We start from the raw sequence: 13,265 nt of genomic DNA, 5'->3' as shown, positions 1-13,265 counted from the left end.
CGGTCCAGTAGACGCTGTGGCAGAGCCCGACAGTCTTGATGTCCGGGGCGACCACCGACATCCACCAGACGTTCATCGCCATCGGGTTCGTGTAGTTGAGGAACCAAGCGTCGGGGCAGAGCTCCCGCATGTCACGGGCGATCCCGGACAGCACCGGGAAGGTCCGCAGGCCGCGGAACACTCCCCACGCCGGTGGTGTCGCCGACGGTCTGGCGAAGGCCCATGGCGGCGGGCAGCTCGAGGTCGATCCGCGTCGCGGCGAACCCTCCGACCGCGATCACGTTGATGACGAACGAAGCGCCGGCCAGAGCCTCGCGGCGATCACTGGTCGTCACGATGTCGGCCACCCGGCCGAATCGGGCCGCCGCCTGCTCTGCGGTGACGCGCGCGAAGTTCAGCCGATCCGGATTGATGTCGTACAGCACGAGCTCCAGCGGAGGAAGGTCGTCGAAACGATAGAGATCCGTGGAGAGCTGGTGGGTGAATGTGACGCTTCCCGCGCCGATGAGGACGACCCGGACCCCAGACATTGTTTCGGACACCTTTGACCTTTTTCCAATTCGATTGTCGACGCGTTGACAGTGGGCACGGGGCAACTGATCGCCCGAGGGAGCGGCGGTTCGCCTCAATACGGATAGGCGAGCGAGCCGCGTTGCGCCGAGATCCAACGACGCTCCGTGAACTCCTCGAGGTTGGCGGCTCCCCCGATGCGCCCCCGAGTCCGGACCGGCCGAGGCCGCCGAAGGGGGCGGACGGCTCGTCGATGCACGTGGCGTCGTTGATGTGGACCATGCCCGATCGGATGCGGCGCGCGAGCCGTTGCCCGCGCTCTTCGTCGCTCGTGAGAACCGAGTTCACGAGGCCGTAGTCGGTGTCGTTGATCAACTCGATCGCCTCGTCGTCATCCGTGAAGGACATGATCGGAGCGATCGGGGCGAAGATCTCCTCCTTCCACAGGGGCATGTCCGTCGTGATCCCCGTGACGATCGTGGGACGGAAGAAGAGCCCGTCGATGACTCCGCCTTCGACAACGGTCGCTCCCATCGCCACGGAGTCGTGCAGGATGCGGGCGGCGCGGTCCGCCTGTCGCTGGTTGATCATCGGCCCGAGCCCGACCGGCTCCCGGCTCGGATCGCCCACCGCGATCGCGCGCGCTCTCTCGGCGAGCCGGTCCACATATCCGTCGAACAGGTCACGATGCACGAGGTGACGCCCGGCGGTGATGCAGGTCTGTCCCTGGAAGTGGAAGGTGGACCACGCACCGATCATCACGGCGGTGTCGAGATCGGCGTCATCGAGGACGGTGAGCGAGTTGTTGCCTCCGAGTTCCAGGGAGACCCGCTTCAGCTGGCTTCCCGCCACCTCGGCGATCTTCGCGCCGACCGCGGTCGAACCGGTGAAATGAACCATGTCGACGTCTCGGTGCGCCACGAGTGCCTCGCTGAACTCCTGATCACCGAGGACGACCTGGAGCAGCCCGGCGGGTGCGCCCGCCTTGGCAAAGAGGTCCGCAATGGCGAGGCCGCCGGAGAAGGGCGTCTCGGGCGAGGGCTTCAGCACGACCGAGTTCCCCAGCGCGACAGCCGGAGCGATGACTCTCGTGGCGAGGATCAGGGGGAAGTTCCAGGGTGTGATCAACGCGACCACACCGACGGGGATGCGTTCGCACACGCTGAATCGATGGGGATCGCTCGACGGGAGGATCTCGCCGGTGACGCTCGACGCGAGGCTCGCAGCGGTCAGGAGTTCCTCCGTCGCGAGCTGCACCTCGAACTCCGCCTTTCCACGGATCGAGCCCGTTTCGCGCATGATGAGCTCCGTGAAACTCTGTGCCGATTCCTGGAGCAGCGCCGCGACGGCACGCAGCAGCTCGGCACGTCTGGTGTACGGCTGAGCGGCCCAGTCCGGCTGCGCGATTCGCGCACCCCTCAGCGCTTCCTCGAGCTCGGCGACGCCGCCGAGACCGGCTACACCCAGGACGTCGCCCGTCGCCTTTTCGAGCACGTCGAGGCCGGAGCGCTGAGCGAGCGGACGGTAGTCGCCATCGACGAACACGCTGCCCCGCCATGAGTCCTTCACCAGGGTCGACCCATCCATGCGCCGCTGTTCCTTCCTGTCACCACCCTCGAGTGAGCCCCGGCAGGCCGGGAACGATCTCCCTCGATCTACGCCGACGTGCACCGGGCTCGGCATCTTCGTGAACCGCTGCCAGCAGCTGACCGCGGTCACAGACGCCTTGACGGAGGTATACGCCCATTTGTGATCGCTCACGGCCGAGACGATCAAATCGCTCACTCCGTTTGCACTCTTTGACCGGTTTTGTTGTCACTTGATCGGCCCTGGCGGACCATGACTCCCGTCGACGATGACGAAGCCCGACGTCGCGAGAGCCCTGTCCGACGCGGGACAGCAGGCGCGGTCCATCCGATCTCGACGCGAAGCAGAGCCGGGATGCACAACGAAGTGAGGCGAAAAATGAAACGTTCGGTCACCGCAAAACTGTTCACAGCGCTGGCGCTCTTCAGCGCCGTATCTCTCACCCTCGCGGGTTGCAGCGGCGGGGGCGGCGGCAGCTCGAAGCTCGATAAGAGCGCGCCCGTGACGCTCACCTGGTGGACGGGGCAGACGCAGACGGCCGAGAAGACCCTCGAGTCGCTGGCCAAGGAGTTCCATACCGATCACCCGAACGTCACGATTCAGATCTCCTCGGGTGCACCGACCACGACCGACCTGCTCCAGAAGATCTCGGCAGCCTTCGTCAGCGGCGACACGCCCGACATCTCGTACACGTACGGGTACTGGGGAGGGACCCTCGCCGCCAGCGGCCACATGCTGGACATCACCAAACAGGTGTCCGCACCCGATGTGCACTGGGACGCATTCCCCGTGTCGGCGAGGAAGATCGCCGCTCCCGCGGGGAAGGTCATCGGGATGCCCTCGATCGTGGACGTCGTCAGCCTCATGTACAACAAGGCGCTGTTCGACAAGGCGGGCCTCGCGTATCCGACCGATGACTGGACGTGGGACGACTTCCGGCAGGCGGCGAAGAAGCTGACCGACAAGTCCACACAGACGTTCGGGACGGCGTTCCCGGTCGATCCGGGTGATGCGGCCTACCGCTTCTTCCCCCAGTTCTGGCAGCGCGGCGGAACGTTGCTCAACGCCGATCAGACCAAGTCCCAGCTGAACTCGGCTGCCGGCGTCGGAACCCTCGACTTCATGAACTCGCTCGCCGTCAAGGACAAGAGCGTCTACCTGGATCAGACGGGATCGAAGTTCGAGCCCCTCTTCGTGGCCGGCCGGATCGGGATGATCATGGACGGACCGTGGCTGCTGTCGGACCTCAAGACCGGCCACACCGATTACGGCGTCGTCAACCTGCCGGGAGTCGACGGCAAGCACACCACGATCTCCGGTCCCGATATCTGGGCGCTCTTCGACAACCACGACGCCAACCGCGCCTACTGGTCGTACCAGCTCATCAAGTGGCTCACCGACCCCGCGCAGGATGCGCGGTACTCGCTGGCGCTCGGCAATCTTCCGCTTCGGCCGTCGCAGGAGAACGATCTGCCGGAGTTCAAGAAGGCCGTCGACACGTACCCGGGATTCCAATCGATGGCCGCGAACCTGTCGAACGTCCAGCAGGCGCTTCCTCCATCAGCGCATTCCCGGATCTCTCCGACGCGGTCGGGACGGCGATGTCGCATGCGATGCAGGGCCAGGGGACCAGCGAGGAGAACCTGAAGATCGCCGATGCGACAACCGATAAGGCGCTCGCGAAGAAATAGGGAGCGTCTTCATTGGTGACCACCGTCGGCAACAGTGTGAAGGGCCGGACGTCCGGGGTGCCGAAACGGCGCCCCGGACGGTCGCTCGCTGCCACCGTCCGACAGACCCTCGAAGGCTGGGGCTTCGTGGCCCCAGCCTCCGTGATCGTCGTCGGCCTGTCGATCTTCCCCGCCGGCTGGGCCTTCGTGCTCTCACTGCAGCACTGGAATGGATTCAGTCAGCCGGAGTTCGCCGGCGTCTCCAACTACGCGGGCGTCATCACCGACTCGGAGTTCTGGGATGCGGTCGTCCACACCGCGGTCTACGTCGTCCTCTTCGTGCCGCTGTCGGTGTTCGCGGGGATGATCCTCGCGGTTGCTCTCAACCGGAAAATCCGCTTCATCGGGCTCTACCGGACGCTCATCTTCGTCCCGTTCGTCGTCTCGGCCGCCACCACCGGCGTGCTCACCAACTACCTTTTCGACACCCAGTTCGGCATCGTCAACCATGTCCTCAACGTCCTCGGCCTCCCTGCTCAGGGATGGTTGACGGACCAGAAGCAGGCGATGGTCGTCATCGTGATCATGTCGCTCTGGGGATCCGCGGCGTTCACGACCGTGATCTACCTCGCCGCGCTGCAGGACATCCCGGCGGAACTGGTCGAGGCCGCCACCATCGATGGCGCGAATCGCGTGCAGACCTTCTGGCTGGTCGTCCTCCCGCAACTGAAGTCGGTCTCGACCTTCCTCGTCATCTGGCAGCTCGTTCAGGCGATACAACTCTTCGACCTCGTCTATACGACGACGCGCGGGGTCCGCTCAATGCGACCGAGACGATCGTCTACTACCTGTGGAACACCGCTTTCCTCAAGCTGGACTTCGGCTACGGGTCGGCCATCGCCTACGTGCTGTTCGGCGTCACGATCCTGATCACCCTGGGTGTCGGCGCCTATTCGCGCCGACGGGAAGCGCGCGTGCAATGAGTACGACAGTTCAGGCCGGCCTCCGGGCTCACGATGGCGAGGCGACGCGGCGCCGCAAGAGGCGCCTGCCGTTCAGCGGATGGCATTTCCTCCTCCTCCCGCTCGCGATCCTGTTCGCGATCCCGCTGCTGCAGATGTTCCTCGCGTCACTGTCGCCCGCGGCGGAGCTGTTGCGGTTCCCGCCGCCGTTCGTTCCCTCCCACCTGACCCTCTCCGGATATCAGAGCCTCTTCCAGCAGTCCAACATCTTGCTGTGGCTGGGCAATACGCTCATCGTTTCGGCGACGTCCATCGTCTCCAACATGATCCTGTGCAGCTTTGCCGGCTACGGATTCGCGCGGCTGAAGTTCCGGGGCCGGAACGTGCTCTTCGTGGCGATCGTCGGCACCATCATGATTCCGACCCAGGTGCTGATGATCCCCACCTACCTGCTGTTCTCGCGCCTGGGCCTGATCAATTCGCTCGGGGCGGCGATCGTTCCCTGGTTGGCGACCGCATTCGGCATCTTCCTCATGCGTCAGTTCTTCCTCTCCATTCCCGCGGAGCTCGAGGAGGCGGGCCTCATCGACGGATGCTCCCGACTGCACGTCTTCATCAGAATCGTGCTCCCCTTGGCCAAACCGGCCCTGGCGACACTGGCGATCTTCACGCTTCTCGGCGCGTGGAACGACCTCGTGTGGCCGCTGATCGCGATCAACAACGCCAATGCCTTCACGCTGCAGCTGGGTATCGCGAACTTCCAGGGAGTCCATCGCACCGACTGGTCTCTGCTGATGGCGGGCAACGTCATCGCCACCCTCCCCTCATCATCTTCTTCACCGTTGCTCAGAAGCAGTTCGTCGCCACGATGTCCGTCTCGGGGTTGAAGGGATAGCCGGCGGCGTCACCTCCTGAACGCGATCGGGAGCTAGGGGAGTCGGCGATGTGCACTCGCGTGCCGGCCGCCCGGATCGCCTCGAGCTCGCCGACGTCGGCCGACGAGTCCGTGACGAGATCGTCGATGCGATCGATGCCGGCGACGCTCGCGAGGGTGACCCGGCCGATCTTCGAGCCGTCCGCGACGACGATCACCCGCTGGGCATGGCCCACCATCGCGCCATTGGTTCTCGCCTCCGTCTCGTCATGCGTGGTCGCCCCGCGGACGGCGGTCATGCCGTCGACGCCGAGAACCGCCGTGCCGATGTTGATCGCCTGAAAGGTGTTCTCGGCGAGCACTCCCACGAGCTCGTGCGAGTGGGGCCGCATCACGCCGCCGGTCATGATGACGCGCAGCGTCGGGCGCGCCGCGAGCTGAGTCGCCGTCGTGAGCGAGTTGGTCACGATGGTGAAGTCGTGCCTCGTCGACAGCAACCGGGCGACCTCGGTCGTCGTCGTCCCGCCCCCGATCGCCACGACGTGGCGACCGGGACGGATCAAGCGAGCCGTCGCGCGGGCGATCAGGCGCTTCGCTTCACGGAATTGGCCGTCCTTCAACTGCACCGGCAGCTCGATCTCGATGTCATGTCCGACCTCGATCAGCCGGGCGCCGCCATGCGTGCGACGCAGCAGCTGCTGATCCTCGAGATCGGCGAGATCCCGCCGGATGGTGGCCGGCGAGACGCGCAGTTCGCCGGAGAGGCCCTCCAGTGTCAGGCTGCCGCTCTCCGTGAGCCTCTCGATGATCGACAGCATGCGTTGAGAGCGCCTGATCGAGGTCGAATGCGGTTGCCCGCGCCTCACCCTCTCCACGGGATTCACCGGCGTCTCCCGCTCCGGTCAGCATTCGACGACATTGACCGCCAGGCCTCCGCGCGACGTCTCCTTGTAGGCGTCCTTCATGTCGGCGCCGGTGAGACGCATCGTCAGGATCGCGGCGTCCAACGAGACCTTGTGCGAGCCGTCGCCGTGCAGCGCGAGGCCGGCCGCCGTGATCGCGGTGTTGCCGGCGATCGCGTTCCGCTCGATGCACGGAATCTGGACGAGTCCGCCGACGGGATCGCAGGTCAGCCCGAGGTGGTGCTCGATGCCGATCTCGGCGGCGTTCTCAACCTGCTCGGGCGCACCCCCGAGGGCCTCGCACAGCGCCGCTGCGGCCATCGAGCACGCGGATCCGATCTCTCCCTGACATCCCACCTCAGCGCCCGAGATCGACGCATTCCTCTTGAAGAGGCTGGCGATGGCCGCAGCGGTCAGGAAGAACCTGAAGACGCCCTCCTCCGTCGCGCCCGGAACGAACTTCACGTAGTAATGGAGTACGGCCGGCACGATGCCCGCGGCACCGTTGGTCGGCGCCGTGACCACGCGGCCCCCGCGGCGTTCTCCTCGTTGACGGCCAGGGCGAAGAGGGCGACCCACTCTCCGGCGTCGTGCCTCCCCCGGTCGCCACGCTCGCTGAGGGTCGACCACAGCGCCGGAGCCCGGCGGGGGACCCGCAGCCGCCCGGGGAGCACCGCCTCCCCGCTCTCGCACCCACGGATCACGCACTGGCGCATGGCCTGCCAGACACGAGCGATGCCCTCACGTACCTGTGTCTCGCTCCGCATCGCCAGCTCGTTCTCGAGCATGACCCCGCTGATGCTCAGCCCCGTCTCACGACAGATCGAGAGGAGCTCGTTCGCAGTCGAGAACTCATGCGGAACAGGCGCTCCGTCCTCCGGGTCCTCACCGGGGCCGCGCGACACGAATCCGCCGCCGATCGAGTAGTAGGTGTCCGATCGGATGACCGCCCCGTCGTGACCGTGCGCGGTGAAGGTCAGCGCGTTCGGGTGTCCGGGCAGCTCGACCGATCGACGGAAGGTGATGTCGCGATCGGGGTCGAACTCGATCGGATGGGTGCCGAGGAGCGTCACGCATCGTCGCACGGTCAGCCGGTGGAACCGGTCTTCCGTCGCCCCGGTGTCGACGGTCTCGGGATCATCGCCCTCGAGTCCCAGAACGACGGCCCGATCCGTGCCGTGGCCACGACCGGTCGCGGCCAGGGACCCGAAGAGCTCCACGTGCACGCGGCGGATCTCGCCGAGGCCCGGGCCGCGCGCAAGCTCGGTCACGAAGGCCTTCGCGGCCCGCATCGGGCCCACCGTGTGCGACGACGACGGCCCGATGCCGATGGAGAAGACGTCCAGCGTGCTGAGGCTCATCGACGTGCCATCGCCGCGTTCACCCGAGCCACCGATCGAGGTTCTCGGCGACGAAGGCGTCGTCGGTGAGCCACGGATACGCGCTCCGGACGCGGCTCAGCTCCTCCGCCTGACCGGGCGAGAGCACCTCCGCCTCCTCGAGGCACCAGTTCCCGGCCAGCAGGCCCTGCCGACGAAGGTGTTCGTTGATCCCCGCGATGCTGCCGGCGAAGTCGTGGGCGGTGTCGAAGAGAGCACTGTTGGCGTCGGTCACATCCGAGCCCCGTGCGATGGCACGACGCAGCGCCTCGTCGTCTCCGGTCGACGCGCTCCGGATGGTCGCGAACAGCTCGACGGCGGCGCGGGTTCCGACCGCCCACTGCCCCAGCAGGCCGCCCACGAACCGGCGCGTCTCGCCCGCCGCGCCCACGTGGAAATCCGTCACCAGGTCGTTGACGATGGTGTCGTCGTTGCCCGTGTACAACGCGACGTCGGCCCCGCGCCCGGATCGGACGATGCCGCGCACCGCCTCCAGCGTGCGGTAGCGGCTGAAGGGCGCCAGCTTGACGGCGACGACGGATTCGATGTCGGCGGTGCGCGTCCAGTACTCCTCCGAGAAGCGTCGTCCGCCGACGGCCGGTTGCAGGTAGAAGGCGATGACCGGAAGCACGCCCCCGACCGCCCGCGTCCGTCGCACGAGATCCTCCTCGCTCAGCGACGTGGTCGCGTTGGGCGAGAGCAGGACCGCGTCGTACCCGAGGTCCGCCGCGACCTCGGCTTCTGCGACGGCCTGGTCGATCGCTCCGGAGACTCCGGCGATCTTCACGAAGGCATCGCCGGGCGAGAACTCCGCCACCGTGTCGGCGGCGCACCGCAGCACGGGCTCGTACAGGCCGAAACGGGGATCCCGGATGGCGAACTGCGTCGTGTGCACCCCGACCGCGACGCCCCCGGCGCCGGCGTCGATGTAGTACCGCGTCAGGGCCCGCTGCCGCCGCTCGTCGAGAGCCTTGTCCTCGGTGATGGCGAGGGGTGCGCCGGGATCACGGTGCCCCGTGCCAGCGCCTCCGATGCCGCGCTCCTGGAGCCGGATCCCGTCACGTCAGAACCTCCCGTCATTGCGCTCGAACTTCGTCGGCTTGCCGAGCACCCGGCCGCCGGCGAGAAGCCAATCGGCCTGCATCTCGATCAGCGCGCCCGCCGCGAGGTCGGGGTAGCCGAACAGCGAGTGGCACGTGGCGGCGTTCGAGAGCAGGGCGGTCTCGCCCTCCTGTCCGGAGAACACGACCTCGCGGTCGAGCAGCTCGCCGAATCGAAGGGCGATCGCACGGACGGAGAGGATCTCGGGGCCGGCCAGATTGATGATGCGCGGCGGGCTGTCGGCGAGCAGGAGCGATCTCAGAGCGACCTCGTTCGCGTACCGCTGCGCGACGACGTTGACGAAGCCCACGGAGAGATCGACGGGGGAACCGGCGAGGACGCGTTGCGCGATGTCGCACAGCACTCCGTAGCGCGGCTCGACCGCGTAGTTTAGCCGGATGATGGACGCGCGGAGGCCGCCGCTCAGCGAGGCCGCCTGGATGACCCGCTCCCGTCCGAGGCAGCTCATCGCGTACTCGCCGACGGGCGCGGTCGGTGAGTCCTCCGTGGATCCGAGACCGGTGACGGGCGTGAACGGGTAGACGTTCCCGGTCGAGAACGCGGCGAGCCTGGAGGCGCGATAGCGGCGTGCGACCACCGACGGAAGCACGCAGTTGGTCATCCACGCTCCGCTCGGATTCGCGTCGCTGCCGAACTTGGCACCGACCATGTACACGACGTTCTCGGCCTCCGGCAATCCCGAGAGGTCGGCATCCGGACTCAGTTCGGCGCGGACGACTTCGACGCCCCCGCCTCCAGCCGGTCGGCGAGGCCTTGGTCGCTCCAGCGGGAGACCGCGATGACACGGGCATCCGTGCTGCCGGCGGTGTCGAGTGCGTTGCGGGCGGCGAGGCACAGGCTCGGTCCCATCTTGCCGCCGGCTCCGAGGATCACGAGATCCCCGCTGAGCCTCGACATGTCGGACACGAGCCCGGGTGAGGGGACGCCGAGCAGGCGGTCCAGCTGTTCCTCGTCGGCAGGGTGGCTGAGCAAGGGATTCTCCTTCACTGACAGGGTGGGGTCGGACGGGAATCGCTAGCCCAGCTCGGGAGCGACGGTGGCGTATCCAGTGCCCCCGTCGGGGTCGGGCAGCGACGGCCCGCGTACCATGCGGGCGAATGAGCGGGCGGTCGTCAGCGCGAATCGTTTCGCGAGATGCGCGCGCCTCGGACCCTCCGGCACATCGAGCTCGATCGGTGCGCCCGGGATGGGAGAGATCGCGGCCTGGAAGGCGAGATCGGCGGCCCGTTGATCGCGGGCTCCGACGGGGCCGATATGCCAGCGCCGTGCTCCGGGTCGACGGAAGGACCACGCGATCAGCCGGCCCTCGTCTTCGACGACAGAGCACCCCTCGGGGAACGTGCGGCACAGGTCCTCGAGCAGGGTGGCACGCGGCACGCCCAGCGCCGCACTCTCCATGGCCGTCACGGCTGGCAGATCCGTCGGCGACATCGGTCGCACCCCCACCAGGGTCGTCGCATCCACCGCACTCGCCTCCCCGTGCAGGCGATGCACCTGGTATTGCTCGACGAAGCCGTATCGGTCGTAGACCTGCTTGCCCAGCACGGTGGCGTCGAGAGCCACGTTCCGGATGCCGTGGGCCGAGTCGAGATGGTTCAGGGCGTGTTCGACGAGACGGCTTCCGATTCCGAGACGACGGAACGACTCGTCGACGACGACCATCCCGACCCAGGCCAGTCGCCCGGCATACGCGGTCGTGGTGGTGGTGGCCACGACGCGACCTCCCCGTGTGGCGGCGAAGCAGCCGTCCGGCGCCAGCCGGAGCAGTCGCTTCCAGTCGGCACGTGTCTGATTGAACCCGACCTGGCCGCTCAGCTCCTCCAGCCGTTCGAGGTCCGCCTCCTGCAGGGGCCGGATGGTCTCGCCCGACGTGACCTCAGCCATCCTGTCGACCTGCATCGAGCCACGGGGCACCCGTGCCCTGCATGCTCGAGTAGAAGGGGTGCCCGCCGCGATGTCGCCGGGGCGAATCGCCCCGCCGCCGAACGCGGATGCGTAGATCGCTGCCGCCAGCTCGAGCGACCGGCGGGAGTCGGCGAGGGTGACGGGGGTGCGTCGCCCCGATCGAGAGCGTCGAGCACCGCTCGCAGCTGGCTCACGTGGCTCGAGGTCTCGGCGCCCTCCCGGCTCGCCGTCAACGCGGGCAGCGCGCGCCCATCGAGGCCCGTCACCCTCCAGTCGGCGTCGGTGTACCCGTACAGATGCTCGAGCTCGACCGTCGCGTTCTCGTAGTCGATGCGCAGGTAGCTCGTCTCCCGGATCGACACGAGCGAGTTGAGGATCGTCGCGATCGCGCCGTTCGCGAAGCGCACCACCGCCGCGGAGACGTCCTCGGTCTCGGTCGGCCGCGACTGGCGTCCTGCCAGGGCCGTCACGAGCTGCCAGTCCCCGAGGATCGACAGGAGGAGGTCGAACTGGTGGATGCCGTGGCCCATCGTCGGACCGCCTCCCTCGCTCGCCCAGCTGCCTCGCCACGGAGTGGCGTAGTACTCGTCGTCGCGGAACCAGAGCGTGTTGCACGTCGCGACGAGAGGCCGACCCAGGGCGGCTCTCGTGGGCGCCTCACGCAGACGAACCGGAACACCGCCGAAGCGATGCTGGAACACCACCGCGACGGGCACCCCGGACCGCCGCTCGGCGTCGAGGAGGGCATCCAACTGCTCGAGCGAGAGAGCCGGCGGCTTCTCGAGCAGGGGGACGACCCCGGCACTCAGGCATTCGAGCGCGAGGGGCACGTGGGTCGAGGGCGGCGTGCAGATGTGGACCACGTCGAGCGTCTCGGACGCGAGCAGGCGGGTGAGGGCCTCGAACGAACTCGGCACGTCCCACCGGCGCGCGAACTCCGCGACGCGTGCCTCGTCGACATCGACGGCCCCGACCAGGCGTGCGCGGTCGCTCAGCCGCCGGAGAGCCGCCGCGTGCTCGGATGCGATCTCGCCGGTGCCGACGATCGCCACGCGATACGTGTTCACCGGGACCACGCCCGATCCACGAAGCGGAGCCTGCGGAGCGGACTGCCTCTCATGGACGGAGACGCGCCGCGATCCGGAGGGGATGATCGAAGGCCACGGGAAGGTCCCCCATCTGGTCGGCTCGGCGGTTCGCTCGGAACCGGCATCGACCCACCTGGCCTCGATGCCACAGGATTTGTCACACTACGACCGGCCGAATCGCCGCGGGGGCAAGACTGATCAATTGCTCATGCCGTATGAGCGTTTCGCTGACTCGATGAGGGCTTTCGCGCGGGATCGGGCGCTTGTCGCACTTTTCTCGGCCCGGCGGCCTCCGAAAACGCCCAACCGCGCACACGTGCGTCATCTCGGGCGTCTCCCCGGGACGTCTCCGCGTCTGCACGCCAGAAACCGTGGGTCGCGCGCCGCGCGACGAGCACGGATTCCGGTGATCCAGGCGGGGGTCGGGTCGCTCAGCTCCCGGAGACCGGCGCCAGAGCCTGCGGCGCGGCCCCGCTGGCACGACGCCCGCGACGCGGCGCCTCGACCTGGGCTCGTGCAGACCGGCGGACGAGCCGTCTGATCCGCGCGCTACTCCCAGCCGACGACGCGGCAGGTGATGCCGGGCACACGGGCCAGCTTTCCGTCGGCCGTCACGAGTGGACATCCGAGTTCCTCGGCCACCGCGAGGTACGCGGCGTCGTACGGAGCCGCGTCGTCGGTGAGTTCGACGATGCGCGGAAGGAGACCGGCGGTCGGCCAGACGTCGAACTCGAACTCCCGCAGTGCCACGACCGCCGATGCGAACTGCGCTCGGTCGATGTGATGTCCGAGCAGTCGCCCGCGGAGGGCGCTGATCACCTCGAGCAGGAAGTGCTCGGGAACGACCCAGTGCGGGTCGCTGCCAGCCGCACCCAGGATCGCGGCCCGGCGCCGGTCGTCATCGCCGGCCAGGATCTCGACGACCGCCGACGCATCGACCGCGACGGTCATGCCGTCTCATTCGGCGGCGGGAAGACCGCATCCAGGATCTGCTGCGTCCGCTCGTCGCGCAGGCGGTGGATCAGGCCGACCGTGCTCTCAGCGGACGAGTCGATCCGTGCGATGGGACCCTTCCGCATCTCGGCCAACCAGGCACGATTGCGCGCCATCTTCGCCTCGTGTGCGAGCACGTCTTGCAGGAGCACCTGCAACGAGACCCCCGCCGCCGTGCCTCGCCGACCAGCGCCTCGCGCACGTCGTCGGGGACGTCCCGCACCTGGATGGCCACCATGCATACAAAATAGCATGCACGATCGCATGCGCCGG

The 13,265-nt window shown here is 67.7% G+C and carries 11 protein-coding genes and 3 pseudogenes; 3 read left to right on the top strand and 11 right to left on the bottom strand.

The genetic code is table 11. From position 1 onward, the window contains the following. Positions 1-37 precede the first annotated feature (37 nt). Together QQK35_RS10135 and QQK35_RS10130 are read right to left on the bottom strand one after the other, a co-directional pair. Positions 38-530 (bottom strand): annotated as a pseudogene (locus QQK35_RS10135) (family 4 glycosyl hydrolase); the annotation flags it as partial. 181 nt (positions 531-711) lie between these two features. Beyond that, positions 712-2,097 (bottom strand): annotated as a pseudogene (locus QQK35_RS10130) (aldehyde dehydrogenase family protein); the annotation flags it as partial. Positions 2,098-2,598: 501 nt separating this feature from the next. Between QQK35_RS10130 and QQK35_RS10125 the strand changes: the two are divergent. The 3 genes from QQK35_RS10125 (at position 2,599) to QQK35_RS10115 (ending at position 5,616) form a co-directional block, all read left to right on the top strand. Beyond that, positions 2,599-3,744 carry an ABC transporter substrate-binding protein gene (locus QQK35_RS10125; RefSeq protein WP_284254048.1) on the top strand — a complete coding sequence of 382 codons (1,146 nt, stop codon included), beginning with the start codon at positions 2,599-2,601 and terminating at the stop codon, positions 3,742-3,744. A gap of 170 nt (positions 3,745-3,914) precedes the next feature. Beyond that, entirely contained in the window at positions 3,915-4,697 is a 783-nt protein-coding gene (locus tag QQK35_RS10120) for a carbohydrate ABC transporter permease (protein ID WP_284254047.1), read from the top strand. A gap of 187 nt (positions 4,698-4,884) precedes the next feature. Beyond that, positions 4,885-5,616, top strand: coding sequence for a carbohydrate ABC transporter permease (locus tag QQK35_RS10115; protein ID WP_284254046.1), 732 nt, complete (start codon positions 4,885-4,887; stop codon positions 5,614-5,616). Here QQK35_RS10115 and QQK35_RS10110 read toward each other — a convergent pair. From QQK35_RS10110 to QQK35_RS10070, 9 genes and pseudogenes are all read right to left on the bottom strand, one after another. Further along, positions 5,576-6,421: a DeoR/GlpR family DNA-binding transcription regulator gene (locus tag QQK35_RS10110; RefSeq protein ID WP_284254045.1), complete on the bottom strand. Its 846-nt coding sequence runs from the start codon at positions 6,419-6,421 to the stop codon at positions 5,576-5,578. The two genes, QQK35_RS10115 and QQK35_RS10110, sit on opposite strands and share 41 nt — an antisense overlap. Positions 6,422-6,505: 84 nt before the next feature. Continuing rightward, a pseudogene (locus tag QQK35_RS10105) lies at positions 6,506-7,866 on the bottom strand (L-serine ammonia-lyase). A gap of 19 nt (positions 7,867-7,885) precedes the next feature. Continuing rightward, positions 7,886-8,779, bottom strand: a complete 894-nt coding sequence (locus QQK35_RS10100; protein WP_284254044.1) for a dihydrodipicolinate synthase family protein — start codon at positions 8,777-8,779, stop codon at positions 7,886-7,888. Positions 8,780-8,947: 168 nt separating this feature from the next. Then, positions 8,948-9,655, bottom strand: a complete 708-nt coding sequence (locus QQK35_RS10095; RefSeq protein WP_284254043.1) for an NAD-dependent epimerase/dehydratase family protein — start codon at positions 9,653-9,655, stop codon at positions 8,948-8,950. A gap of 50 nt (positions 9,656-9,705) precedes the next feature. Further along, a complete protein-coding gene (locus tag QQK35_RS10090; RefSeq protein ID WP_284254042.1) occupies positions 9,706-9,978 on the bottom strand; it encodes a hypothetical protein in 273 nt (90 codons plus the stop codon). A gap of 42 nt (positions 9,979-10,020) precedes the next feature. Beyond that, positions 10,021-10,890 carry a GNAT family N-acetyltransferase gene (locus QQK35_RS10085; RefSeq protein WP_284254040.1) on the bottom strand — a complete coding sequence of 290 codons (870 nt, stop codon included), beginning with the start codon at positions 10,888-10,890 and terminating at the stop codon, positions 10,021-10,023. Continuing rightward, the gene (locus QQK35_RS10080; RefSeq protein WP_284254039.1) at positions 10,818-11,987 is read right to left on the bottom strand and encodes a Gfo/Idh/MocA family protein; all 1,170 of its coding nucleotides are present in this window, start codon (positions 11,985-11,987) and stop codon (positions 10,818-10,820) included. Before QQK35_RS10080 ends, QQK35_RS10085 begins: the two co-directional genes overlap by 73 nt. 561 nt (positions 11,988-12,548) lie before the next feature. Beyond that, positions 12,549-12,950 carry a type II toxin-antitoxin system VapC family toxin gene (locus QQK35_RS10075; RefSeq protein WP_284254038.1) on the bottom strand — a complete coding sequence of 134 codons (402 nt, stop codon included), beginning with the start codon at positions 12,948-12,950 and terminating at the stop codon, positions 12,549-12,551. After that, positions 12,947-13,129 (bottom strand): hypothetical protein, encoded by a 183-nt coding sequence (locus QQK35_RS10070; protein WP_284254037.1) that lies wholly within the window; start codon positions 13,127-13,129, stop codon positions 12,947-12,949. Before QQK35_RS10070 ends, QQK35_RS10075 begins: the two co-directional genes overlap by 4 nt. Positions 13,130-13,265: the final 136 nt, after the last annotated feature.

The sequence above is a fragment of the Pseudolysinimonas kribbensis genome (assembly GCF_030161895.1).
GTDB lineage: Bacteria > Actinomycetota > Actinomycetes > Actinomycetales > Microbacteriaceae > Pseudolysinimonas > Pseudolysinimonas kribbensis.
The sequence above is the reverse complement of the archived record's forward strand: the minus strand, read 5'-3'. Positions and strand labels throughout refer to the sequence as shown.

Bases quoted from the DNA above. Each gene is read 5' to 3' on its own strand.
- QQK35_RS10115 (WP_284254046.1), top strand. From the start codon at position 4,885: ATGTTCCTCGCGTCACTGTCGCCCGCGGCGGAGCTGTTGCGGTTCCCG.
- QQK35_RS10110 (WP_284254045.1), bottom strand. From the start codon at position 6,421: ATGCTGTCGATCATCGAGAGGCTCACGGAGAGCGGCAGCCTGACACTG.
- QQK35_RS10095 (WP_284254043.1), bottom strand. From the start codon at position 9,655: ATGGTCGGTGCCAAGTTCGGCAGCGACGCGAATCCGAGCGGAGCGTGG.
- QQK35_RS10085 (WP_284254040.1), bottom strand. From the start codon at position 10,890: ATGGCTGAGGTCACGTCGGGCGAGACCATCCGGCCCCTGCAGGAGGCG.
- QQK35_RS10075 (WP_284254038.1), bottom strand. From the start codon at position 12,950: ATGACCGTCGCGGTCGATGCGTCGGCGGTCGTCGAGATCCTGGCCGGC.